This is a genomic window from Streptomyces sp. NPDC028419 (assembly GCF_055565515.1).
In genome coordinates this window covers 65511-88241 of the sequence record NZ_JBVHUE010000030.1, presented here as the reverse complement: position 1 = coordinate 88241, position 22731 = coordinate 65511, and the positions used below count along the sequence as shown (strand labels likewise).

Here is a 22731-nt window from a genome sequence, read left to right as displayed (position 1 = left end):
GAGACACGCGAGACACCTGACCGCGCACCCGACCCCGGGCACCTCCCGCCCCTTCCGTACGGAGGTCCGCACCATGACCACACCACCGGCCGCCGACCCCCGGGGCCTCGACCTGGAGCGGCTGCGCGCCCGCCTCGACCGCGAGCGCCCCGGCCTGGTGTCCGGGCCGCTGAGCGGCCGGCTGATCGAGGGCGGCCGGTCGAACCTCACCTACGAGATCACCGACGGCGCCGCGCGCTGGGTGGTCCGCCGGCCGCCGCTCGGGCACGTCCTGGCCACCGCGCACGACATGCGCCGCGAACACCGGGTGATCGCCGCGCTCCACGGCACGGCGGTGCCGGTGCCCGGGGCGCTGCTGCTCTGCGAGGACGAGTCGGTGCTCGGCGCGCCCTTCTACGTCATGGAGTACGTGGAGGGGGTCCCCTACCGCACGGCCGGGCAGCTGGCCGCCCTCGGCCCCGAGCGGACCCGGCGGGCGGTGCTCGGCCTGGTGGACACCCTGGTCGAGCTGCACGCGGTGGACCCGCGGGCCGTCGGCCTGGACGACTTCGGCCGCCCCGAGGGCTTCCTCGACCGGCAGCTGCGGCGCTGGGGCAAGCAGCTGGCGGCCTCCCGGGGGCGCGAGCTGGCCGGCATCGACGAGCTGCACGGCGCGCTCGGCCGGGCCCTGCCCGACTCCCCCGCCCCCACCGTGGTCCACGGGGACTTCCGGCTCGACAACGTGTTGATCGGCGGGCCGGACGACACCATCCGGGCGGTGCTGGACTGGGAGATGTCCACCCTCGGCGATCCTCTGACCGACCTCGGGCTGCTGGTGATGTACAGCTCCGACCTGGGGCTGACCGAGTCGCCGGTGAGCACGACGAGCGGGGCTCCGGGTCATCCGGCGCCGGCCGAGCTGATCGAGCGGTACGCCGCCCGTTCGGGCCGGGACGCCGGGGCGATCGCCTGGTACACGGCCTTCGCCTGGTTCAAGCTCGCGGTCATCCTCGAAGGCATCCACTACCGCTTCACCCTCGGCCAGACCGTGGGAGCGGGTTTCGACCGGATCGGCGAGCTGGTCCCGGTCTTCATCGAACACGGTCTGACCACCCTCCAGGAAGGCTGAGGCACGCGCCCATGGACTTCGCATTCGACGCCCGGACCGAGGAACTCCGCGAGCGGTTGCTCGCGTTCATGCACGAGTACGTCTACCCCGCGGAGTCGGTGGCGGCCGAGCAGCGGGCCCGGCTGGCCTCGCCCTGGGACACCCCGGCGGTCTTCGGCGACCTCAAGGCCGAGGCCCGCCGCCAGGGCCTGTGGAACCTCTTCTTCGTGGAGGGGCAGGTCAGGGACGGGCACGCCGGGCACGGTGCGCCGGGCGAGCGCTACGGCGCCGGGCTGACCAACCTCCAGTACGCGCCGCTCGCCGAGATCACCGGCCGCAGTCCGCACCTGGCCCCGATGGCCACCAACTGCGCGGCGCCGGACACCGGGAACATGGAGCTGCTGGCCCAGTTCGGGGACGACGAGCAGAAGAAGCGGTGGCTGGAGCCGCTGCTGGCCGGGGAGATCCGGTCCGCCTTCGCCATGACCGAGCCCGAGGTGGCCTCCTCGGACGCCACGAACGTCGAGACCCGCATCGAGCGCTCCGCGGACGGCGGGAGCTATGTGGTCACCGGGCGCAAGTGGTACATCTCCGGGGCGATGAACCCGGACTGCAAGGTCTTCATCGTGATGGGCAAGACGGACCCGGACCACGCCGATCCGCGCCGCCAGCAGTCGATGATCCTGGTGCCGCGGGACACCCCGGGCGTCGAGGTCCGGCGCGCGATGAGCGTGTACGGCTACCAGGACCACGACCACGGCGGGCACGCCGAGGTGGTCTTCGACGGCGTGCGGGTCCCGGCCTCCCACCTGATCGGGGACGAGGGCAGCGGCTTCGCCATCGCCCAGGCCCGGCTCGGACCCGGTCGCATCCACCACTGCATGCGGCTGATCGGGATGGCGGAGCGGGCCATCGAGCTGATGTGCCGGCGCGCGCTGGGCCGCAGCGCCTTCGGCAAGGAGCTGGCCGCGCAGGGTGTGGTGCAGAACTGGATCGCGGACGCCCGGGTGACCGTGGAGCAGCTGCGGCTGCTGGTGCTGAAGACGGCCTGGCTGATGGACACGGTGGGCAACCGGGGGGCGCACACCGAGATCCAGGCCATCAAGATCGCGACCCCGCGCGCGGTGGTCGGGATCCTGGACCAGGCGGTGCAGTTGCACGGAGCCGGCGGGGTCAGCCAGGACTTCCCGCTCGCGGAGCTGTGGGCGGCCGCGCGGACGCTGCGGCTGGCGGACGGCCCCGACGAGGTGCACCAGCGGTCGCTGGCGCGGCGGGAGCTGAAGCGGTACCGCTGAGCACCGGGTGTCGCGGTGGGCCGTCCTCGCGGCCCGCCGCGGGGACGGCCCACCGGTGGACGGCCAGCGGGTGGTGAGGGGCCGACCTGCGGTGGTGAGGGGGACTTTCGACTGGTCTGGACCACCATAAAGGTCCGATATATTCGGTATACCCCCCACCGAAAGTGCTCCTCGTCATGCCTAGCTCCACTCTGGCCCCGGCTCCGGTGGCTCCCGCCGCCGCGTCCGCCGCCGAAGCCTCCGCCGCGCCTTCCGCCCCGGCCGGTCGGGTCGCCAACCCCGGACCGCTCGGTCTGGCCGCCTTCGCACTGACCACCTTCGTGCTCAGCCTCTTCAACTCGGGCCTGATCTCGAACGCGGCGCTCAGCGCCGTCGTGCTCCCGCTGGCGCTGTTCTACGGCGGTCTCGCGCAGTTCGTCGCGGGCATCATGGAGTTCCGCCGCGGCAACACCTTCGGGACCACGGCGTTCGTCTCGTACGGCGCCTTCTGGATGTCCTTCGCGGGCTACGTGAAGTTCGTCGTCCCGACCCTGCCGGCCGACCAGGCGCACGTCGCCACCGGCTGGTTCCTCGTGGCCTGGTTCGTCTTCACCGCCTACATGTCCGTCGCCGCGCTGAAGCTGGACGTGGCGCACCGCGCGCTCTTCATCTCGCTGGCGCTGACCTTCCTCTTCCTCGCGCTGGGCGACCTGACCGAGGTCACCGCGCTCGGCCACACCGGCGGCTTCCTCGGCCTGCTGACCGCGGGCATCGCCTGGTACATCTCCTTCGCCGTGGTGGCCGAGGACACGTGGGGCCGCAAGGTCCTCCCGCTGGGCTGATCCCGGCGGCGGGCGCCACGACCGGGTCGCCCCTTTCGGATCTTGTCGGGCCGACAAGATCCGAAAGAGACGGCCTAGGGGCGCAGCGAGCGCAGCAGCAGGTCGGCGAGGTGATCGGCGACCTGCTGCGGCGTGAGCGGGCCGTCCTCGCGGTACCAGGTGGACAGGTGGTGGACGGACCCGAAGTGGTAGTCCACGATCAGGTCGGCGGGGGTGACGGCGGCGAAGACCCCGCTCAGCTGGCCCTCCTCGACCAGGGCCCGGAAGCGCTCGTGGTAGCGCCGCCGCTCGGCCCGCACCTGCTTGTACTTCTCCGGGCTGAGCTGGTGCATCGAGCGGAAGAAGATCATCGCGTCGTCGAGGTTCTCGATCGTGGTGACCACCACGTCGGCCGCGGCCGCCCGCAGCCGTTCCTCGACGGGTGCCGCGGAATCGGCGATGGCGTCGAGCCGCTGCTGCTGCAGGCGCAGCATCCGCGCGTACACCTCGTGCAGCAGGTCGTCCTTGGATCCGAAGTAGTGGTAGAGGGCGCCCTTGGTGACCCCTGCCGCCTCGACGATCTCCTGCACGGAGGTGCGGTCGTAGCCGCGCTCGGCGAAGAGCCGGGTCGCGACGGCCAGCAGCCGCTGCGGGACCGGCACGTCCGGCGCCGCGGCGGCGTCCTTGGACCGCGCGGACTCCCCCGGCGGGCGCGTGGACTCCTGCGGGCGCGTGGACCCCTGCCGCCGCGCCGGCTCCGTGGTTTCCATGGCCTTCGCCTTCCCTTCGCCTTCACCGTCGAACGCGACGCGCCCACCGCTGGTTTTCAGCCGCGCTCGCGCAGTTCCCGTCGCAGGATCTTGCCACTGGTCGTCTTCGGCAGAACAGGCAGTATCTCGACCTGGCGCGGGTATTTGTACGCGGCGATGCGCTCGGCGCAGTACGCGGACAGTTCGGCGGGCTCCACGGACATACCGGGGCGAAGACTGACGTACGCCTTCACACTCTCCCCCCGATAGGGGTCCGGAACGCCCACGACGGCGGCTTCGCGGACGGCCGGGTGCGTGTAGAGGAGGTCCTCGACCTCGCGCGGCCAGACCTTGAAACCGGACGCGTTGATCATGTCCTTCTTGCGGTCGACCACATAGAGCCAGCCATCCGCGTCCATGAAGCCGATGTCCCCGGTGCGCAGTTCGCCGCCCGGGAAGGCCTTGGCCGTGTCGGCGGGCAACCGCCAGTAGCCGGGCACCACCTGGGGTCCGCGGACGGCGATCTCCCCGCTCTCGCCGAGCGGCACCTCGGCGCCGCGCTCGTCGAGGATGCGTACGACCGTGTCCGCGCCCGGGACGCCGACGGAGAGGGTGCCGGAGGCCGGGTCGACCGGCGCTTCGAGGTGCGGGGGCACGGAGGCGCAGGGGGCGGTGCATTCGGTGAGCCCGTAGCCGTTGCGGAGGTAGAAGCCGAAGGTGGCGCGCAACCGCTCGACCAGCGCGGGCGGCAGCGGGGCCCCGCCCGAGGAGATCACCCGGAACGAGGCGAAGTGGTCCCGGGTGGCGCCCGGGTGGGCGGCGAGCGCCATGAAGGCGGTGGCCGGGCCGACGGTGTAGGCCGGGCGGTGTTCGAGGAAGGCGTCCAGGACCACGCCGGCGTCGAAGCGGTGGGTGAGGGCGAGGGTGCCCGCGTTGCGGAAGCAGGCGGCGAGTTCGCAGACCAGGCCGGTGATGTGGAAGAGCGGGGCGAGGGCGAAGTAGGTGGCGCCCTCGGGGACCGGGTGGGCGCTCACCTGGCGCTCCGCGTTGTGGGTGATCGCGCCGTGCGGGTTCAGGGCGCCCTTGGGGGTGCCGCTGGTGCCGGAGGTGTAGCTGATCAGCGCGGTGTCGGCGGGGCCGGTGTCCGGGAAGGCGGGGGCGCGGTGGCCGTGGCGGGCCACCGCGAGGAAGTCCTCGGCGATGCCGTCTGACAGCGGCCGACCCGGGTCCGGGTCCAGGTCCAGGACCCGGGTGTCGCCGCGGGTCTGGAAGTCCAGGTCGCGGGCGGTGAGCACGGTGCGCACGTCCGTGCCCTCGACGGTCCCCTCCAGGTACGCCGCCCAGGCGCGGCGGTCGCAGACCAGCGCGGTGGCCCCGGAGTCGCGCAGGACGTGCGCCACCTCGGCGGACTTGTACATGGGGTTGAGCGGGACCACGACGGCCCCGGCCTTCCAGGCGGCGAGGACGGCGAGCGCGAAGTGGGGCGTGTTCTGGAGCATGACCGCGACCCGGTCCCCCGCCCGCACCCCGCGCCCGGCGAGGTACCCGGCGACGGAGTCGGAGAGCGCGTCCGCCCCGGCGTAGTCGATCCGCCCGTCGAAGTAGGCGAGCGCGGTCCGGCCCGGGGCCCGGGCCACGGCGTCGCGGAAGGCGTGCAGCACGGTGGGCGGCGGGCTCACCGGGGCCCGCTGGACGGCGGTGAGCCGGCCGAGCCAGGGGCGCGCGGCGTAGGGCGAGCCGGGCGGCGCCGGGTGGGGGGCCCGGTGCGCGGGCGGCTCCTCCAGGGGCCGGGGATCCTGGTGCGCGGGCCGGGTCACCGGGTCTCCCACTTCTGCTGGAGGTGGTTCATCCCGCTGAGCCAGCGGTCGGGGTCGGCGGCGCGGGCCGCGGCGTATCCGGCGACCTCGGGGTGCGGGAGGATCAGGAACCGGCCCCGCGCCATGCCGTCGAAGAGGGCGTCCACGACCGCGGCGGGCTCGATGGCGGTCGGCGCGAGCACCAGCTCGCCGGCGGAACCCGCGGCCGTCAGCATGTCGGTGCGCACTCCTTGCGGGCAGATGGCGTGGACCTGGATCCCGCGGTGGCGGTAGGTCAGCGACAGCCATTCGGCGAAGGCGAGTGCACCGTGCTTGGTGACACTGTACGGCGCGGCTCCGATCATGGTCAGGAGCCCGGCGGCCGAGACGGTGGAGACGAACCGGCCGCTGCCCCGCTCCAGCCAGTGCGGCAGCAGCGCGCGGGCCGCCCGGACGTGGGCCATCACGTTCGTCTGCCAGGCGGCGTCCCAGACGGCCTCGTCGGCGAAGGCGTCACCGCCCGAGGCGAGCCCGGCGTTGGCGCAGTAGACGTCGACCGTGCCGCCCAGGGCCTCGCGGGCCTCGGCCACGACGGTCGAGGCGTCGCCGGGCAGCGCGATCGCCGACGGGCCGATCTCCCCCGCCACGCTCTCGGCCTTCGCGGGGTCGAGGTCGTTGACCACGACGGTCGCGCCCTCGGCGGCGAACCGGTGCGCGAGGGCGGCGCCGATCCCGCCGCCCGCGCCGGTGACGACGACGCGCGCGCCCTCGTGCCCGAGCCGGTCGCCGAGCCGGGCGTCGAGCCGGGCGTCGAGCCGGGCGTCGAGCCGGGCGTCGAGCCGGGCGTCGAGCCGGGCGTCGAGCCGGGCGTCGAGCGTGCCGTCCTGCGGGCCCGGGTCGGATTCGTGCCGCTCCTGCTGGCCGTGCTGCTCCGTGCCCACTGGATCCGCCCCTCGTCGCCTGCCGTCGCCCGCGCCGGATCGCGCCGGTCGACGGCAGACTAACCAGTCGGTATGCCGGGGTGGAAGGGTGCCGACGCCTAGCGTGGGCCGATGGATCTGTCGCGACGGGGACTGCTGGGAGTGGCGGGGGCGCTGGGGGCCGCGGGCGCGGTGGGCGCCGCCGCGCCGGGGCCGGGCCGCGGCCGGACACCGGGGCGGGTGGTGACCGGGCTGGAGCGGCTGATGGCCGAGGGTTACGGGGAGCTCGCCGGTCAGCGGGTCGGGGTGGTGACCAACCCCACCGGGATCACCGCCGACGCGCGCCACCTGGTCGACGTACTGCACGCGGACGAACGGGTGCGCCTGGTGGCGGTGTTCGGGCCGGAGCACGGTTTCCGCGGGACCGCCCAGGCGGGCGGGTCGGAGGGGACCTCCCGCGACCCGGCGACGGGACTGCCCGTGTACGACGTCTACGACAAGAGCGGGCAGGCGCTCGCGGACGTCTTCACGGCGGCCGGCGTGGACACCGTGGTCTTCGACGTCCAGGACGTGGGCGCGCGGTTCTACACCTACATCTGGACGCTGTACGACTGCATGCGGGCGGCCGCGCTGGCGGACAAGGCCCTGGTGGTCCTGGACCGGCCCAATCCGGTGGGCGGGGCCCGGGCCGCCGGTCCGGTGCTGGAGCGGGCGTACGCCAGCGGCGTGGGCCGGGAGCCGATCGCGCTCGCGCACGGGATGACGGCGGCCGAGCTGGCGCTGCTGTTCAACGGCGAGTTCCTGGCGGCGCGGCCGGTGCGGTTGCGCACGGTCCGGATGTCCGGGTGGCGGCGCCGGGACCGGTTCGGGGCGACGGGGTTGCCGTGGGTGCCGCCGAGCCCGAACGTGCCGACCCCGGAAACGGCCCTCGCGTACGCCGGGACCTGCCTGTTCGAGGGGACGAACCTGTCCGAGGGGCGGGGCACCACCACCCCCTTCCAGGTGCTGGGCGCGGAGGGCGTCGACCGGCGCTGGGCGCGGGAGGCGGATGCGCTGGGGCTGCCGGGCGTGTGGTTCCGGGAGGCGTACTTCACCCCGTCCTTCTCCAAGCACGCCGGGCGGGTGTGCGGCGGGGTGCGGCTGCTGGTGCACGACCCGGAGGTCTTCGACCCGGTGCGGACCGGGATCGGGCTGCTGGTGAGCGCGCGGAGCAGTTGGAGCGGCTTCGCGTGGCGCGCGGACCACTGGATCGACCGGCTGACCGGCTCGGACCGGGTCCGGCTGATGGTGGACGCCGGGGCGGGGGTCGCGGAGATCGTGGCGGACTGGGAGGCGGGGCTGGCGCGGTTCGCCGCGGTCCGGGAGAAGTACCTGCTCTATCCCTGAGGCGCGTGCCGGGGGGACGTGCGCGTGGGACCTGCCCGTGGGATCTGCCGCCGCGGTCGGTGCGGTCGTGGGGCTGGCCGGTCGGGGGTGCCCGCAGGATGCTGTCGGCACGGCCGCGCCGCGGCCCGGCGGTGCGACGCGGAGGGGGACGACATGGCGGGTGCGGGAGTGCCGGGTGCGGGAGTGCCGGGCGCGGCTGCTGGGGCCGCCGGGGCCTCTGGTGTGGGCGTACGGCCGTACGCGGAGCTGGTCTTCGACGCGGACGGGGACGTGGATCCGGCGTCCCGGGACGCGGTGGCCCGGCTGGACGCGACGGACCTGTTCGTCTTCGCGCACGGCTGGAACAGCGACCGGGCCACCTCCACCCAGCTCTACGACCACTTCTTCGCGCCCTTCCCCGGACTGCTGGGGCCGGGGGTGCGGCCCGGGTACGTGGGGGTGTTCTGGCCGTCGATGGTCTTCGCCGACGATCCGCCGCCGGACTTCGAACACCTGGGCGCGGTCGCGGACACCGGATACGCGGTGCGGTTGGATCCGCGGACGCGCTCCGCGCTCGGGGAGTTCTGGCCGGGCCGGGAGGCCGAGTTGGACCGGCTGGCGCAGCTGCTCGAAGAACAGCCGGAGTCGGCCGGCTCGCTCATCGAATTCGGCGCACTGATACGCGAGTTGAGCGGTACGGACGCCCCGGCGGGCCCGGGAGCGACCGCGCCCGCCCGGGTGCCGCTGATGTTCACCGAGGACGTGCTGGAGGTGTGCCGGGCCTTCACGGAGGCGCTGGCGCAGACCGGGGCGCTGGACGGCGCACCGCCGGTGGCGGGGGCGCAGGGCCTCTCGGCGGGATCCGCCGCGCACTCCCTCTGGAACGGCGCCAAGGAGCTGCTGCGGCAGGCCACTTACTACCGGATGAAGCACCGCGCCGGGGTCGTCGGCGAGCACGGCCTCGGCCCGGTGCTGGCGGGGCTGGCACGGACGCCGGGCGGCGCGAGCGGCCCCCGGGTCCACCTGATCGGGCACAGCTTCGGGGCGCGGGTGGTCTCGTTCGCGCTGCGCGGGCTGCCGGCGGCCGGACCGCGCTCCGTACACTCGGTGACCCTGCTCCAGGGGGCCTTCTCCCACTACGCCTTCGCCGCCCGACTGCCGTTCGGCCGGGGCTCCGGCGACCTGCACGGGCTCCAGACGAGGGTGGACGGACCGGTGGTCGCCTGCCATTCGGGCTTCGACACCGCCTTGAAGGTGTTCTATCCGCTGGCCTCCCGGATGGCCGGGGACGCGACCGGTTTCGCGGGTTTCGACGCCCGGTGGGGTGCGCTCGGGCACGACGGCATCCAGGAGGTGCCCGGCTCGGCACGGCTGACCTTGGACGCGGCGCTGCGCGGCGGGCTGCCGACCGGCGGGTGCGTGAGCGTGGACGCGGCGTCCGTGGTGCGGCGCGGAGGGGCGCCTTCCGGGGCGCACAGCGACGTCTGCCACGAGGAATTGGCCCGTCTGGTCACACTGGCGGGGCGCGTGGGGCGCTGACTTCCGGCCATGTGCCACCCGCACGCCTCGACCGCCCCCGCATGCGCCCGCGCCCGGGCGGGCATGTTGGGCACATCAAGGACATGTGACGTCACTCGATGCCGTGGGCGGGGACGGGCGCGACGGAGGTGCAGGTGTGATGGCGGGTTTCCGTAGTCTGGCGTACCAGGTGCGCGACGCGGGCAACGACCGGGCCCTGCGGCGCCATTCACTGCGCCGCTGTCTGGAGCGTTTCGCCCCGTACGGGCACCGGGCGACCTGGTGGCACCTGTGCGACCGGCACGGGATAGGCCCTGACGACCGGGGCGCGGACCCGCTCAGGCTGGTCGCCGCACTGGAGGAGCTGGAGGACGCGCGGGCGGTGTGGCTGGAGTACGAGCGCCACTTCGCCGAGCGTCGGCGCCGCGAGAAGCACGACGGGCTGCGGCGCCCGGAGTGGACGTGGAGCGGCGGCGAGGCGGTCGTGCGGTGCGCGGACCCGGACGTCCGCCCGGAGGGCGCCCTGGGCGAGGTGCTGCGGCGGCTGGTGAAGGCGCTGGAGTCGGAGCCGGGCACGGGGTGCCCGGTGTGCGGGGACCAGGAGCTGCGTTGGAACGCCCCGGCCGGGCCCGGCCACTGGGTGGGCCCGGTGTGCGCGGGCTGCGGGATCGTGGTGCCCAGACCGGCGCTCGCGGACTCTGCGTGACGGGCGCGGGTGCGTGGGCGGATACGGGGCGGACGTGGGTGCGGGAACGGGGGCCGGGGGTGTGCGGCCCGGCCGGGTGCGGTTGCAGGTGTCGCTGAACGGGTCGCGGACCGCGGCGGACGGGGCCGCGGTCCCGATGTCCCCGCGGGCGCTGGTGGAGTCGGCGCTGCGGTCGGTGGCCGCCGGGGCCGCGGAGGTGCTGGTGCACCCGCGGACCCCGTGCGGGCGCGAGAGCCTGTCGCCGCGGGTGGTCGGGCCGGTGCTCCGGGCGCTGCGGGAGGGCGGGGTCGCGGTGCCACTGGTGGTGTGCGCGAGCGTGGGCACGGAACCGGACCCCGGGGCGCGGGTGGCCCGGGTGCGGTCCTGGGAGGTTCTGCCCGACCGGGCCGAGGTGCGCTTCGCCGAGCCGGGGGCGGTGGAGCTGGCGGCCGCGCTGGCGGAGCGGGGGGTGGGCGTGGACGCGGTGGTGCCGGGGGGCGTCGAGGGCGCCGGGGGCGGTGCGGAGGGGGCGATGTGGGTGGCTGGGGTGGCTCGGCTGGTGGTGGAGGTGGGGGCCGGGGGTGCGGGGGGCGGGGTGGAGGTGAGTGCCGCTGGTGGGGTGCGCGAGGTGCTGGTCCACGGCCGTGATGGCGCCGCCTGGGGAGCCTTGCTCCGCGGTGCGGGGGTGGGGCCGCACGGGTGGGTCCGGACCGGGCTGGGCGACGTACTCCTCCTGCCGGACGGTCGCCCGGCCCGCTCCAACGAAGAACTGGTGGCGGTGGCGCTGGCCCTGCTCGCTACTGGGGTGTGACGTAGAGGCGGGAGCCGGTGATGCGGTCGCCGAAGACGTCGTCCGGGTTGGACAGCACGCAGGTCTCCAACGAGAGGCAGCCGCAGCCGATGCAGTCGCTCAAGTGGTCGCGCAGCCGCCCGAGTTGCTTGATCCGCTGATCGAGCTCGGCGCGCCAGTTCTCGGACAGCCGGGCCCAGTCCTCGTGAGTGGGGGTGCGCTCCTCCGGGAGCTGCGCCAGCGCCTCGCGGATGGTGAGCAGCGGGATGCCGACGCGTTGGGCGGCGCGCACGAAGGCGACCCGGCGCAGCGCGTCACGGCTGTAGCGGCGCTGGTTCCCCGCGGTGCGGCGGCTGCTGATCAGGCCCTTGGTCTCGTAGAAATGGAGCGCGGAGACCGCCGCGCCGCTGCGCGCGGACAGCTGGCCGACGGTGAGTTCGTGGACTTTTTCGGGAATCTGCGGCACCGGGCCGAGCGTAGTCGGTGGCCGCGGGTGTCCGTTGACAGACGCAGGCGGCCCCAGCATGCTGAGCAAGCGCTTATTCGTTGATCGAGTCGCTGACCGAGTCGCTGATCGAGTCGTTGAGTTCGTTCGCCGTTGTCGTCGTCGAGGGGCAGGAACACGCACATGGCCGAGCCGAGGATCTTCACGTCCGCCGAGGAACTGCGCGGGGGGATCGGCGAGCCGCTCGGGCCGAGCGAGTGGCTGGAGATCGACCAGAAGCGGGTCGACCTCTTCGCGGACGCCACCGGCGACCACCAGTGGATCCACGTGGACCCCGAGCGCGCGGCGTCCGGACCCTTCGGGACGACCATCGCCCACGGGTACCTGACGCTGTCGCTGCTGCCGAGCCTGGTGCCGCAGACGATGCGGGTCGAGGGCATGAAGATGGGCATCAACTACGGGGTCGACAAGGTCCGTTTCCCCGCGCCCGTGCCCGTCGGCTCGCGCCTGCGGTCCACCGCCGTGATCACCGAGGTCACGGAGGCGGGCGGCGGGGTGCAGGTCGCGGCGACGGTCACGATCGAGCGCGAGGGCGGCGACAAGCCGGTGTGCGTGGCGCAGACGGTGTCGCGCTACTACTTCTGAACCGACGGCCCGGGCGTACCGGGGTCCGCCCGGGCACCGCGGGCGCGCGTCCGTGGCGCTACGGGCGCGCGCCGACCATGCGGAGCACGAGGCCGGCGTAGAGGGCGCCGACCTCGTCGGGCGTGCGCTGACCGGCCGCGCTGAACCAGCGGGCCACGTCGATGCACAGCGACAGCACGGCGAGGGTGGTGCCCGGCACGTCCGGCACGTCGAACTCCCCCGCACGGACGCCGTCCGCGAGGATCCGGCGGACGGCGGCGTCGCTGCGACGGCGCAGCGCCACGATGTCGGAGCGGTGCTCCGGAGCGAGAGCATCGAGCTCGTACTGGACCACCCGCGCGGTGGTGTGGTGCGCGGCGTGCCAGAGCACGAAGGACCGGACGGCGGCTTCGAGCCGCTGGGCGGCGGTGCCGGGGCCGTCCGCGGCGGTCTCCAGGATCTCCAGGGCCTTGTCGTGGCCGATCCGGCTGATCCGGTGGAGCAGCTCTTCCTTCGTCTTGTAGTGGATGTAGAGCGCGGCCGGGCTCATCCCGGCCCGCCCCGCGATGTCGCGCGTGGTCGTGGCGTGGTAACCGCGTTCCGCGAAGGCCTCGACGGCGGCGAGCAGCAGCCGGCGCGCGGCGTCGGGGGTGACCTCCGACCAGGGCTGGTAGCCGCCGGTCGTCGCCTCGTCCGCGATGTCCATCGCCCGCTCACCCTCTTCGCCGTGCTCGTCCCCGTGTGGAAGTGAACACCTTACCGGAGGGTGAGCAAGCGCTTAGCGGTCCTGCGCGGGCTTCGGCGCCGACCGCGGCGAGAAGGGGTCGTACTCCGTCATGATCTTCTCCATCCGGGCCTGGTCGACCCGGGTGACGATCTGGGTCACCTCCTGGCGGTCACGGACCACCTTGGCGAGCGTGAAGGCGGAGGTGACGAGGTAGAGCACCGCGATGCCGAGGAAGGCCCGCACCCAGGCGTTCGCCTCCAGGTTGTAGATCCCCAGGGCGACGGCCGCCATGGCGATGCCGAAGGAGGCGACGGCCTGGCCGTAGTAGGCCCCCGTGTTCTGCTGCTTGACCGGTGTCTCGTTCATGGGTCCAGCATCGCGAGCGGGCGCGGCCGGGGTAATCCGCGCACGTACTCAGGTGAGTTCACCCCGGTACTCAGGCGCGCGGGCTCGATGGATTGATCAGAAGGCCGAAACTCCGGTCAGGGCGCGGCCGATGAGCAGCTTCTGGATCTGACTGGTGCCTTCGTAGAGGGTCATGACGCGGGCGTCGCGCAGCAGCTTCCCCGCCGGGTACTCGTCGATGTAGCCGTAACCGCCGTGCACCTGGAGGGCGTTGCTCGCCGCGCGCACCGCGGCCTCGGAGGCGAAGAGCTTGGCGGTCGAGGACTCGGCCGCGAAGGGCAGTCCGCGGTCGATGAGGTCGGCGACCCGCCAGGTGAGCAGCCGGGCCGCGTCCACGTCCACGCTGATGTCGGCGATCAGCTCCTGGACGAGCTGGTGACCCGCGATCGACTTGCCGAACTGCTCGCGCTGGGCGGCGTACGCGAGGGCCGCGTCCAGCGCCGCCTGGGCGATGCCGACGCAGCCCGCGGCGACCGACATCCGGCCCTTGGCCAGCGCGGACATCGCGACCGAGAACCCCTTGCCCTCGGGGCCGAGCATCGCGGCGCCCGGAACCCGCACGTCGGCGAAGGCGAGTTCGGCGGTGGCCTGGCCGCGCAGGCCGAGCTTGCCGTGGATCTCGCGGCGGGTCAGGCCGGGGCTGTCGGTGGGGACCAGGAAGGCGGAGACCCCGCGGTGGCCGGGCTCGTCGTTGGTGCGGGCGAAGACGAGGACGACGTCCGCCCAGGTGCCGTTGGTGATGAAGGTCTTGGCGCCGTTGACGGTGTACGTGTCGGTGGCGGGGTCGTGCACGGCGCGGGTGGTGAGGTTGCCTGCGTCCGATCCGGTGCCGGGCTCGGTGAGGCCGAAGCAGCCCAGGGCGTCGCCGGAGCACAGGCGCGGCAGCCAGGCCCGCTTCTGCTCCTCGTTCCCCCAGGCGGCGACGGTCTTGGCGACCAGGCCGAGGGAGACGGAGACGATGCCGCGCACGGCGGAGTCGGCGCGGCCGAGCTCCTCGGTGACCAGGACGTAGGCGAGGTGGTCGCCACCGGAGCCGCCGTACTCCTCGGGCACGGTCAGGCCGAGGAAGCCGACGGCGCCGAGCTTCTTGACGATGGCCCGGTCCACGCTCTCGGCGCGGTCCCAGTCGGCTGCGTACGGCATGATCTCGCGGTCCGCGAAGTCGCGGGCGAGGCGGCGGACCGCGGTCTGCTCCTCGCTGAGTTCCAGGTTCATGGCCACCCCTCGACGCCGCCGGGGCGCCCCTCGGACTCGATCTGACTCGATCGGACTCCACCGGACCCACCACTGACGGGCCCGCCGACGAGCCCACTGACGGCCGCTTAAACTATCAGCGGTAGTTTAAGCGGGACAGGCCCTACTATGTGGCGCATGGCCAGACCGCGCAAGCCCCTCCTCAGCAGAGAACGCATCGTGACGGCGGCAGGTGCGCTCGTGGACGCGGAGGGGCTGGAGGCGGTCTCGACCCGGCGGCTGGCGGCGGCCCTGGGGGTCAGCGGGCCGTCCCTCTACAACCACTTCCGCACCAAGGACCAGATCCTGGAGGCGGTCGCGGACGCGGTGAGCGCACGGGTGGACCTGTCGATGTTCGAGGAGGGGGATCCGCGCGACTGGCGCACGGCCCTGGCCGACTGGGCGCATTCCTACCGGGACGCACTGGCCGACCATCCCCACATCGTGCCGGTACTGGCCCGGGGGCCGGGGCGCCGGCCGGCCGGGCTACGGGTGGCCGACGCGGTGTTCGGTGCGATGACGGCGGCGGGGTGGCCGCCCGCGCAGGCCACGCGGATCGGCGCGCTGATGCGGTACTTCATCCTGGGATCGGCGGTCGCCTCGTTCGCCCGGGGCTTCGTGGACGACGAGACGGCGTACGACCCCGCGGACTACCCGCACCTGGGCCAGGCCCACCTACTGGCCGAGCGCCAGCGCGAGATCGACCAGGCCGCCTTCGAAACGGGCCTGACGGCCCTACTGGACGGCCTGACCCTCCAACACGAGGCCCTGCGGGGCGCCTAGCGGAGCGGGCAGGCATGCGCGAGCGTGCAGGACGGGGCCACGTACGGGGCACCCCCGACCGCAGCCCCCTCCAGCCCCACCGGCGCTTGAGGCGCACACCACCCAAACCGAGCCCCACCAGCACTCGACGCACACACCGGCCAAACCCAGCCCCGCCGGCACTCGACGCACAAACCCACCAAACCCAGCCCCGCCGTCGTTTGAGGCGCACACACCCGCCAAACCCAGCCCCGCCGGCGTTTGAGGCGCACACCGGCCGCAGGGCGAAGGCCGAGCCCGACCACCCCAGCCCCGCCGGCGCTTGAGGCGCACACCGGCGGGCGGGGGGAGCCGGCCTAGAACACGACCAGGGAGCGACCCCCCTTACCGGCAAGCATCGCTCCAAACGCAGCCGGAATCCCGTCCAGCCCGATCCGATCGGTCACCAGCGCCCCGAGGTCGAGCCGCCCGGCCCGGACGTGCGCGGCCAGCACCGGCAGGTCCCGCGCCGGGTCGCTGTTCCCGTAGACGCAGCCGGTGAGAGTACGGGCGAAGTGGAAGATCTCCAGGGCATGGAAGCTGACCTGCTGTTCCTTGCCCCCGATCCCGACGACCGTCGTACGGCCACCGCGCCGGGTGGACTCCCAGGCCCCACGGATGGTCTCGGCCCGGCCGACGCACTCGACGGCGACGTCCACGCCCCGGCCACCGGTGAGCGCCCGGATCTCCTTGGCGGTGGTGTCGGAGGCGAGCACGAACTCGGTGGCACCGGCCGCACGGGCCAGTTCCTCCTTGGCCGGCGAGACGTCCACGGCCACGACGGGACCGGCCATCGCGATCCGCGCAGCCTGGAGCGCGGCCAGGCCGACCCCGCCGACACCGAAGACCGCGACGGACTCGCCGGGACGCACCTGGGCGCTGTGGTGGACGGCGCCGTAACCGGTCAGGACGGCGCAGCCGAGCAGCGCCGCCTCCGCGAGCGGGACCCCGGCCGGTGCGGGCAGCACGCAGTTCGCCGCGACGACGGTCTCCTCGGCGAAGGCGGCCACATTGAGCCCCGGGTGCAGCTCGGTGCCCTGGGCGTCGTGGGCGTAGACCGCGCCGACCCCCGCGAGGGCGTTGACGCAGAGCCACACCTCGCCGATCGAGCAGTGGTGGCACTGCCCGCAGGACGGGGCCCAGTTGAGGACCACCCCGTCCCCGGGGGCGACGTGGGTGACGCCCTCGCCGACGGAGAGCACGGTGCCGGAGCCCTCGTGGCCGAGGACGGCGGGTACGGGCACCCGCATGGTGCCGTCGGTGAGGGAGAGGTCCGAGTGGCAGACCCCGGCGGCGGTGAGCTTGACCCGGACCTGCCCGGGTCCGGGATCGGGGAGCACGATGTCCCGGATCTCCAGGGGCGCTCCGATGGCGGGCAGGATGGCGGCGCGGACCATGGTCGTCGTCTCCGTGTTTCCGGGGCTCAGAACTGCAGGGACTTGGTCTGGAGGTACTCGGCCAGGCCGTGCGGGCCCAGCTCGCGTCCCACGCCGGACTGCTTGTAGCCGCCGAAGGGGGCGAGCGGATTGAAGCGGCCTCCGTTGATGTCCACCTGGCCGGTGTCCATGCGGCGCGCGAAGGCGACGGCGGTCGCCTCGTCCGCCGCCCACACCGCGCCGCCCAGACCGTAGACGGTGCCGTTGGCGATGCCGAGGGCCTCGTCCTCGTCGTCGTAGGCGAGGATCGACAGGACGGGGCCGAAGATCTCCTCCTGGGCGATGGTCATGTCGGGCGTGACGTCCGCGAAGACGGTGGGCGCGACGAAGTAGCCGCGCTCCGCGGGAGCGTCGGAGCCGCCGGCGACCAGGCGGGCGCCTTCCTCCACGCCCTTGGCGATGTAGCCGCGGACGCGCTCGTGCTGCTTGGCGTTGACGACCGGGCCGAGGCGGGTGGCCGGGTCGCACGGGTCGCCGGTGGGGTACTTGGCGACCGCGGCGGCTGCGAGGGTGACGGCTTCCTCGTAGTCGTCGCGGTGGACGAGCATCCGGGTCAGCGCATTGCAGCTCTGGCCCGTGTTGTTCATGACGTGTCCGACGCCGGCCGCGACCGCCTTGGCGAGGTCGGCCCCGGGCAGGATGACATTGGCCGATTTGCCCCCCAGTTCAAGGGCGACGCGCTTCACGGCGGCGCCCGCGGTGGCGCCGATCCGCTTGCCGACGGCGGTCGAACCGGTGAAGGAGACGAGGTCCACCCCGGGGTGGGCGGCCAGTGCCTGTCCGGCGACCGGTCCGGTGCCGGTCACCAGGTTGAACACGCCGGCGGGGATGCCCGCATCGTGCACGGCTTCGGCGAAGAGCTGTGCGGTCAGCGGGGTGTCCTCGGCGGGCTTGAGGACGACGGTGCAGCCGGCGGCGAGAGCGGGTGCCACCTTGGCAACGACCTGGTGCAGGGGATAGTTCCAGGGGGTGATGGCCCCGACGACACCGATCGGTTCGAGGAGAACGGTGGAGTTGCCCAGCCGCTCCTCGAAGGCGTACGTCGCGCCCAGCTCGGCGAACGAGTCGGCCACGGCGATGGGCGCCCCGACGTGGACCCTCTCGGAGAAACCGAGCGGGGAGCCGAGTTCCGCGGTGATGGTCTGCGCGATCTCGCTCTTGCGGGCGATCAGGACGTCCCGCAGGGCGGCTATCCGCGCGGCCCGTTCGGCGGGCGGGGTGGCCGCCCAGCCGGGCAGCGCGGCGCGGGCGGCCCGGACACCCGCGTCCACGTCCTCTTCGGTCCCGGCCGGAACGCTGCCGATGACCTGCTCGTCCGCCGGGTTGACGACGTCGATCCGGTCCCGTCCGACGGCGGGCCGCCATTCCCCGCCGATGTACATCCCGTCGTGGGCCTTCATCGCATTCCTCCCGAGCGCGAGCGTGAACCGCATGGACCGCATGGACCTCGCGGCCACCCTACAAACTAGCGTCGGTAGTTTTGTGGGCGCCAGGGTCAGATGATGCCGAAAAGCATCCCCGCCCCCAGGACCACGAGCGAGGTCAGGGCCGCCCACTTCACCGTGAAGCGGGTGTGGTCGCCGAATTCGACCTTGGCCATGCCGACGAGGACGTAGACCGCCGGGACGAGCGGGCTGGACATGTGCAGGGCCTGACCCACCAGCGAGGCCCGGGCGATCTCGAGCGGGGAGACACCGTGCGCGGCGCCCGCCTCGGCGAGGACGGGCAGGACACCGAAGTAGAAGCCGTCGTTGGACATGAAGTAGGTGAGGGGCAGGCTCAGCAGCCCCGTGACCAGCGCCATGTGCGGACCCATGCCCTCGGGGATGGCGCCGACCAGCCAGCCCGCCATGTCCTTGACCATGCCGGTCCCGGAGAGGACGCCGGTGAAGACGGCGGCGGCGAAGACCATGCCCGCGACGTTGAGGACGTTGTCGGCGTGCGCGGCGATCCGGGCCTTCTGGTCCGCCATGTTGGGGTAGTTGACGGTGAGCGCGAGGGCGGCCCCGAGGAGGAAGAGCACCGGGATGGGGAGCAATTCCATGATCATGGCGGTGAGCAGCACGACGGTGAGGGCGGCGTTGAACCAGTAGAGCCGCGGCCGCAGCGTGGCCCGGTGCGGATCCAACCCCTGGAACCCGTCCTCCTCCGCGCCGGGAGCGGCGGACGCCGCACCACCCGCAACACTCACATCACCCGCACCGCCGGCGCCGGCGACTCCGGACGCGCTGGCACCCGATGCGCCGGCACCGGATGCGCCGGCACCGGATGCGCCGGCACCCGTACCGGCCACGACCAGGAGCTCGGCCTCGGCCGTCGCCTCGACGTCGGCCACGGCTTCCACGCTGCCGGCGGCCTTCTCTCCGTCCACCGCACCCGGCAGGGAGAGCGCGCCCACGCGGCGGCGCTCGCGCAGGCCGAGCACGTAGGCCAGGACGAAGACGCACACCAGACCAGCGGCCAGGGCCGGGATCATCGGCACGAAGATGTCGCCCGCGTCCAGCTTGAGCGCCGTCGCGGCGCGGGCGGTCGGGCCGCCCCACGGCAGTGTGTTCATGACGCCGTTGGCCGTGGCGGCGACCCCGGTCATGACCACGAGGCTGAGACCGAGCCGCTTGTAGAGCGGGTACATCGCCGACACCGTGATCATGAAGGTGGTCGACCCGTCCCCGTCGAGCGAGACGATGGCGGCCAACACCGCCGTGCCGACCACCACGCGCATGGGATCGGCCTTGCAGAAGCGCAGGATGCCGCGGACGATCGGGTCGAAGAGGCCCACGTCGATCATCACGCCGAAGTAGACGATGGCGAACATGAGCATGGCCGCGGTCGGCGCGAGCTTTCCGACGCCGTCGATGACGTAGTCGCCCAAGTGCGCGCCCTTGCCGGCGAACACGCAGAAGAGCGCGGGGATGAGGACGAGCGCCGCGATCGGCGACATTTTCTTCATCATGATCAGAACCAGGAAGGTCGCGATCATGGCGAAGCCGAGGAAGGTCAGCATGCTGGGAAGGTAGGTGTCCGCCGGTAACCCCAACAAGACGTCGACGCGTGAGCAATACGAGCAAAACCCCAGCTCAGGGCAGAGGCGTCAACTCCACGGGGAAACCGTTGAGCACGGCGGTGCCCGACAGCGGGTCGAGCCGGGAGCCGTCCAGGAGCTGATTGACATTGACTCCGGGCACCGCCGCGGCCGCACCCAGGCGCGTGCCGGGACGGTCGTGGCCCCAGCCGTGCGGAAGGCTGACCACGCCGACGCGGATCGCGTCGGTGACCTCGACCGGGACCTCCAGGCTGCCGCCGTCGGCGGTGATCCTGGCCCGGCCGCCGTCGGCGAGCCCCAGGCGTCCCGCGTCCTGCGGGTGGACGTGGAGGGTGCAGCGGTTGGAACCGCCCGTCAGCGACGGGACGTTGTGCAGCCAACTGTTGTTGGACCGCAGGTGGCGACGGCCTACGAGCACGAGGGCGTCGGGTCGTTCGGCAAGGGCCTCCCGCAGCCGGGGCAGCTCGGCGGCGATCGGGGCCGGCAGGAGTTCGATCCGACCGCTGCGGGTCTTGAGCAGGCCCGGCAGGCGGGAGGCGAGCGGGCCGAGGTCCACGCCGTGCGGTGCGGCGCGGAGGTCCTCGAGGGCGAGGTCGTAGGGGCCCAGGCGCAACATCATGTCGAGCCGCCGTTCGGGGCCGGTGTGCCCCGCCAACATGCGGGCCCGCACGCTCGGGTCGGTACCGGAGAGCGGTGACTGCGGGTCGGCGGCCGCCCGCGCCAAGGTGTCGGCGATGACGGCTTCGTCCACGCTCCCGGGATCGATCCCGTGCCGCCCGGTGACGGCGAGGATCAGCCGGGCGTGGATCTCGCACTCGTCCATCCGCCCCTCCTCCAGCGGGATGGCGGGGGGCGAGTAGCGGGCCTGGTTGTGTACGGCGAAACCGTTGAAGGCGAAGTCGAAGTGGGCGCTCTGCGCGGGCGGCGGCGGGGGCAGGACGACATGGGCGTGCCGCGAGGTCTCGTTGAGGTACGGGTCCACCGAGACCATGAAGTCGAGCCCGGACAGCGCCCGGTCGAGCCGGTCGCCGTCGGGAGCGGACAGCACCGGGTTGGCGGCGACGGAGATCACCACCCGGACCTGCCCCTCCCCCGGGGTTTCGATCTCCTCGGCGAGGGCGGCCATGGGCAGTTCGCCCTTGGCCTCGGGATGGCCGGAGACCCGGCTCGCCCAGCGGCCGAGCGCGAACCCCCGGCCGGGCGCGGCGGCTCGGGGCGCCGCGGCGGTCGCGGAGAGCGGGAACAGTGCGCCGCCGGGACGGTCGAGATTGCCCGTGAGGACGTTCAGTACGTCGACCAACCAGCTGGCCAGGGTTCCGTGGGCGACCGTGCAGCTGCCGATGCGCGCGTAGACGGCGGCGGTCGGTGCGGCGGCCAGCTCACGGGCGAGGAGCCGGATGTCGTCGGGGGCCAGGTCGCAGGCGGGTGCGACCTCTTCCGGGGTGAACGCGCGGAGGGCCTCGGAGAGTTCCCCGATTCCTTCGAGGTGTTCCGCGAGCGCTCCGGGGTCGGTGAGCTTCTCGACGAGCAGCGTGTGCGCGAGGGCCGCGAGCAGCAGGGCGTCGCTCCCGGGGCGCGGGGCGAGGTGGCGGTCCGCGAGGCGCGCGGTGCGGGTGCGGCGCGGGTCGACGACGACGAGGGTGCCGCCGCGTGCGCGCAGGGCCTTGAGCCGCCCGGGGAAGTCGGGAGCGGTGCACAGGGAACCGTTGGACTCGACCGGGTTGGCACCGATGAGCAGCAGGAAATCGGTGCGGTCGAGGTCCGGCACCGGGATCGCGAAGGGGTCGCCGAAGAGCAGGCCGCTGGAGACGTGCTTGGGCATCTGGTCGAGGGTGCTCGCGGTGAAGAGGTTCCGGGTGGCGAGCGCCTTGAGGAGCACGGGCGGATAGAGGGCGCCGGCCATGGTGTGCGTGTTGGGATTGCCCAGGACCACACCGGTGCACTGGGGGCCGTAACTGGCGATGAGTGCGGGAACGGCGGCGGCGATGGCGTCGAAGGCCTCGTCCCACGTGGCTTCCTGGAGCTTGCCGTCGCGTCGAACCAGTGGGGTGCGCAGCCGATCGGGGTCGGCGTCGAGGGCGCCGAAAGCAGCGCCCTTGGGGCAGATGAACCCGCGGCTGAAGATGTCCTCGCGGTCGCCGCGGGCGCTGGTGACCGCGGTTCCCTCGATGGTCAGGGTGAGGCCGCAGGTGGCCTCGCACAGGGGGCAGATGCGCAGGGCGGTACGGGGCATGGGCCCTCCTGAGGACAGCGGGCTGCGGCGACACGTGGGCGGCCTGAGCATACCGACCGGTACGGACGCTGGGGAGCCCCCTGCCTCCACGAACCGGTGGCGTCCGCTTGCGTGCGGGAGGCCGGCCGGGCGCGGAAGGGGTCCGTCAGTCCAGGACCCTGGCGAGATAGGCGTGCATCATCGCGCGGATCTCGTCGATGATGTCGGGATCTCCGGACGGGGCGGACCGGAAGGCGAGCTGCACGAGGGCGTCGGTGGCCTCGACGGCGACCAGCACCACCCGCCGCAGGGTCGCGTCGGGGGTACGGACCAGGTGGAGGCAGAGCAGTTCGGTGAGGCGGGCGGCGACCAGATCGTTGGGATCGGCGGGGTCGGCGGCCTCGGTCGAGGGTGGCGGGGGCACGCCGAAGTCGACCAGGGCGAAGCCCGGAACGGTGCGCTTCATCGCGAGGTACTCGTCGAGGACCGCGTCGACGGCGGGGCGCCAGTGCGCGGCCGGGAGTTCGGCGAGCCGTGCGGTGATGCCTTCGGCGTAGCGGTCCAGGTTGCGTTCGGCGAGGGCGTAGGCCATGGCCCGCTTGTTGCCGAAGAAGCGGTAGACCGAGCCGATCGGCACGCCCGCGCGGACGGCGACGGCCCGGGTGCTCAGGTTCTCGTAACCGGTCTCGTCGAGGAGTTCGGCGCAGGCGTCGAGGATCCGGGCGAGCCGGTCGGCGCTGCGCTGCTGGATCGGGGCGCGGCGCAGGGGGTGGGCTGGAGGCACGGGGTCCATCATGCCG

General features: G+C 73.3%; 21 protein-coding genes. 9 read left to right on the top strand and 12 right to left on the bottom strand.

Annotated elements, in window-relative coordinates; all coding sequences use genetic code 11:
* Window positions 1–73: 73 nt before the first annotated feature.
* The 3 genes from ACZ4UB_RS29770 (at window position 74) to ACZ4UB_RS29760 (ending at window position 3203) form a co-directional block, all read left to right on the top strand.
* Entirely contained in the window at window positions 74–1108 is a 1035-nt protein-coding gene (locus ACZ4UB_RS29770; protein WP_468074864.1) for a phosphotransferase family protein, read from the top strand.
* 11 nt (window positions 1109–1119) lie between these two features.
* Window positions 1120–2382, top strand: coding sequence for an acyl-CoA dehydrogenase family protein (locus ACZ4UB_RS29765; protein WP_468074862.1), 1263 nt, complete (start codon window positions 1120–1122; stop codon window positions 2380–2382).
* 176 nt (window positions 2383–2558) lie between these two features.
* A complete protein-coding gene (locus tag ACZ4UB_RS29760; RefSeq protein ID WP_468074860.1) occupies window positions 2559–3203 on the top strand; it encodes an acetate uptake transporter in 645 nt (214 codons plus the stop codon).
* A gap of 74 nt (window positions 3204–3277) precedes the next feature.
* On the opposite strand, the gene ACZ4UB_RS29755 is transcribed toward ACZ4UB_RS29760, so the two are convergent.
* The 3 genes from ACZ4UB_RS29755 to ACZ4UB_RS29745 are packed head-to-tail and all read right to left on the bottom strand — an operon-like array spanning window position 3278 to window position 6668.
* Complete coding sequence (locus ACZ4UB_RS29755) at window positions 3278–3952, bottom strand: TetR/AcrR family transcriptional regulator (RefSeq protein ID WP_468074858.1); 675 nt, start codon at window positions 3950–3952, stop codon at window positions 3278–3280.
* 56 nt (window positions 3953–4008) lie between these two features.
* A complete protein-coding gene (locus ACZ4UB_RS29750) occupies window positions 4009–5715 on the bottom strand; it encodes a class I adenylate-forming enzyme family protein (RefSeq protein ID WP_468074915.1) in 1707 nt (568 codons plus the stop codon).
* A 29-nt stretch (window positions 5716–5744) separates the two neighbouring features.
* Window positions 5745–6668, bottom strand: a complete 924-nt coding sequence (locus tag ACZ4UB_RS29745; protein WP_468074856.1) for an SDR family oxidoreductase — start codon at window positions 6666–6668, stop codon at window positions 5745–5747.
* 111 nt (window positions 6669–6779) lie between these two features.
* On the opposite strand from ACZ4UB_RS29745, the gene ACZ4UB_RS29740 reads away from it, so the two are divergent.
* The 4 genes from ACZ4UB_RS29740 to ACZ4UB_RS29725 all read left to right on the top strand — a co-directional run bounded on the left by ACZ4UB_RS29740 (window position 6780) and on the right by ACZ4UB_RS29725 (window position 11026).
* The gene (locus tag ACZ4UB_RS29740) at window positions 6780–8033 is read left to right on the top strand and encodes an exo-beta-N-acetylmuramidase NamZ family protein (protein WP_468074854.1); all 1254 of its coding nucleotides are present in this window, start codon (window positions 6780–6782) and stop codon (window positions 8031–8033) included.
* Between the two features lie 153 nt (window positions 8034–8186).
* On the top strand, window positions 8187–9551 hold the full coding sequence (locus ACZ4UB_RS29735) for a serine-threonine protein kinase (protein ID WP_468074852.1): 1365 nt from the start codon (window positions 8187–8189) through the stop codon (window positions 9549–9551).
* Window positions 9552–9690: 139 nt separating this feature from the next.
* The gene (locus tag ACZ4UB_RS29730) at window positions 9691–10236 is read left to right on the top strand and encodes a hypothetical protein (protein ID WP_354383579.1); all 546 of its coding nucleotides are present in this window, start codon (window positions 9691–9693) and stop codon (window positions 10234–10236) included.
* An 88-nt stretch (window positions 10237–10324) separates the two neighbouring features.
* Entirely contained in the window at window positions 10325–11026 is a 702-nt protein-coding gene (locus ACZ4UB_RS29725) for a 3-keto-5-aminohexanoate cleavage protein (protein ID WP_468074849.1), read from the top strand.
* Here the strand turns inward: ACZ4UB_RS29725 and soxR are convergent.
* Entirely contained in the window at window positions 11013–11471 is a 459-nt protein-coding gene (gene soxR / locus ACZ4UB_RS29720) for a redox-sensitive transcriptional activator SoxR (RefSeq protein WP_354383577.1), read from the bottom strand. The two genes, ACZ4UB_RS29725 and soxR, sit on opposite strands and share 14 nt — an antisense overlap.
* Before the next feature lie 162 nt (window positions 11472–11633).
* Between soxR and ACZ4UB_RS29715 the strand changes: the two genes are divergently transcribed.
* Entirely contained in the window at window positions 11634–12095 is a 462-nt protein-coding gene (locus ACZ4UB_RS29715) for a MaoC family dehydratase (protein ID WP_354383576.1), read from the top strand.
* Between the two features lie 58 nt (window positions 12096–12153).
* Here the strand turns inward: ACZ4UB_RS29715 and ACZ4UB_RS29710 are convergent, their stop codons facing one another.
* From ACZ4UB_RS29710 to ACZ4UB_RS29700, 3 genes are all read right to left on the bottom strand, one after another.
* The gene (locus ACZ4UB_RS29710; protein ID WP_468074847.1) at window positions 12154–12780 is read right to left on the bottom strand and encodes a TetR/AcrR family transcriptional regulator; all 627 of its coding nucleotides are present in this window, start codon (window positions 12778–12780) and stop codon (window positions 12154–12156) included.
* 72 nt (window positions 12781–12852) lie between these two features.
* Window positions 12853–13167 carry a YiaA/YiaB family inner membrane protein gene (locus ACZ4UB_RS29705; protein ID WP_468074845.1) on the bottom strand — a complete coding sequence of 105 codons (315 nt, stop codon included), beginning with the start codon at window positions 13165–13167 and terminating at the stop codon, window positions 12853–12855.
* A 96-nt stretch (window positions 13168–13263) separates the two neighbouring features.
* Window positions 13264–14421, bottom strand: coding sequence for an acyl-CoA dehydrogenase family protein (locus ACZ4UB_RS29700; RefSeq protein WP_468074843.1), 1158 nt, complete (start codon window positions 14419–14421; stop codon window positions 13264–13266).
* A 156-nt stretch (window positions 14422–14577) separates the two neighbouring features.
* On the opposite strand from ACZ4UB_RS29700, the gene ACZ4UB_RS29695 reads away from it, so the two are divergent.
* Complete coding sequence (locus ACZ4UB_RS29695) at window positions 14578–15222, top strand: TetR/AcrR family transcriptional regulator (protein WP_468074841.1); 645 nt, start codon at window positions 14578–14580, stop codon at window positions 15220–15222.
* Window positions 15223–15557: 335 nt separating this feature from the next.
* On the opposite strand, the gene ACZ4UB_RS29690 is transcribed toward ACZ4UB_RS29695, so the two are convergent.
* The 5 genes from ACZ4UB_RS29690 to ACZ4UB_RS29670 form a co-directional block, all read right to left on the bottom strand.
* Complete coding sequence (locus tag ACZ4UB_RS29690; protein ID WP_468074839.1) at window positions 15558–16637, bottom strand: Zn-dependent alcohol dehydrogenase; 1080 nt, start codon at window positions 16635–16637, stop codon at window positions 15558–15560.
* A 26-nt stretch (window positions 16638–16663) separates the two neighbouring features.
* Window positions 16664–18076 (bottom strand): aldehyde dehydrogenase family protein, encoded by a 1413-nt coding sequence (locus ACZ4UB_RS29685; protein ID WP_468074837.1) that lies wholly within the window; start codon window positions 18074–18076, stop codon window positions 16664–16666.
* Between the two features lie 95 nt (window positions 18077–18171).
* Window positions 18172–19680, bottom strand: coding sequence for a CitMHS family transporter (locus ACZ4UB_RS29680; RefSeq protein WP_468074835.1), 1509 nt, complete (start codon window positions 19678–19680; stop codon window positions 18172–18174).
* 73 nt (window positions 19681–19753) lie between these two features.
* A complete protein-coding gene (locus ACZ4UB_RS29675; RefSeq protein ID WP_468074834.1) occupies window positions 19754–21952 on the bottom strand; it encodes a molybdopterin oxidoreductase family protein in 2199 nt (732 codons plus the stop codon).
* Between the two features lie 145 nt (window positions 21953–22097).
* Window positions 22098–22724: a TetR/AcrR family transcriptional regulator gene (locus ACZ4UB_RS29670; protein ID WP_468074913.1), complete on the bottom strand. Its 627-nt coding sequence runs from the start codon at window positions 22722–22724 to the stop codon at window positions 22098–22100.
* Between the last annotated feature and the right edge of the window lie 7 nt (window positions 22725–22731).

What these genes read in the sequence shown, in the direction of transcription:
- ACZ4UB_RS29770 (WP_468074864.1), top strand. Translation starts at nt 74, where the DNA reads ATGACCACACCACCGGCCGCCGACCCCCGGGGCCTCGACCTGGAGCGG.
- ACZ4UB_RS29765 (WP_468074862.1), top strand. Translation starts at nt 1,120, where the DNA reads ATGGACTTCGCATTCGACGCCCGGACCGAGGAACTCCGCGAGCGGTTG.
- ACZ4UB_RS29760 (WP_468074860.1), top strand. Translation starts at nt 2,559, where the DNA reads ATGCCTAGCTCCACTCTGGCCCCGGCTCCGGTGGCTCCCGCCGCCGCG.
- ACZ4UB_RS29755 (WP_468074858.1), bottom strand. Translation starts at nt 3,952, where the DNA reads ATGGAAACCACGGAGCCGGCGCGGCGGCAGGGGTCCACGCGCCCGCAG.
- ACZ4UB_RS29740 (WP_468074854.1), top strand. Translation starts at nt 6,780, where the DNA reads ATGGATCTGTCGCGACGGGGACTGCTGGGAGTGGCGGGGGCGCTGGGG.
- ACZ4UB_RS29735 (WP_468074852.1), top strand. Translation starts at nt 8,187, where the DNA reads ATGGCGGGTGCGGGAGTGCCGGGTGCGGGAGTGCCGGGCGCGGCTGCT.
- ACZ4UB_RS29730 (WP_354383579.1), top strand. Translation starts at nt 9,691, where the DNA reads ATGGCGGGTTTCCGTAGTCTGGCGTACCAGGTGCGCGACGCGGGCAAC.
- ACZ4UB_RS29715 (WP_354383576.1), top strand. Translation starts at nt 11,634, where the DNA reads ATGGCCGAGCCGAGGATCTTCACGTCCGCCGAGGAACTGCGCGGGGGG.
- ACZ4UB_RS29710 (WP_468074847.1), bottom strand. Translation starts at nt 12,780, where the DNA reads ATGGACATCGCGGACGAGGCGACGACCGGCGGCTACCAGCCCTGGTCG.
- ACZ4UB_RS29705 (WP_468074845.1), bottom strand. Translation starts at nt 13,167, where the DNA reads ATGAACGAGACACCGGTCAAGCAGCAGAACACGGGGGCCTACTACGGC.
- ACZ4UB_RS29700 (WP_468074843.1), bottom strand. Translation starts at nt 14,421, where the DNA reads ATGAACCTGGAACTCAGCGAGGAGCAGACCGCGGTCCGCCGCCTCGCC.
- ACZ4UB_RS29695 (WP_468074841.1), top strand. Translation starts at nt 14,578, where the DNA reads ATGGCCAGACCGCGCAAGCCCCTCCTCAGCAGAGAACGCATCGTGACG.
- ACZ4UB_RS29690 (WP_468074839.1), bottom strand. Translation starts at nt 16,637, where the DNA reads ATGGTCCGCGCCGCCATCCTGCCCGCCATCGGAGCGCCCCTGGAGATC.
- ACZ4UB_RS29685 (WP_468074837.1), bottom strand. Translation starts at nt 18,076, where the DNA reads ATGAAGGCCCACGACGGGATGTACATCGGCGGGGAATGGCGGCCCGCC.
- ACZ4UB_RS29680 (WP_468074835.1), bottom strand. Translation starts at nt 19,680, where the DNA reads ATGCTGACCTTCCTCGGCTTCGCCATGATCGCGACCTTCCTGGTTCTG.
- ACZ4UB_RS29675 (WP_468074834.1), bottom strand. Translation starts at nt 21,952, where the DNA reads ATGCCCCGTACCGCCCTGCGCATCTGCCCCCTGTGCGAGGCCACCTGC.
- ACZ4UB_RS29670 (WP_468074913.1), bottom strand. Translation starts at nt 22,724, where the DNA reads ATGGACCCCGTGCCTCCAGCCCACCCCCTGCGCCGCGCCCCGATCCAG.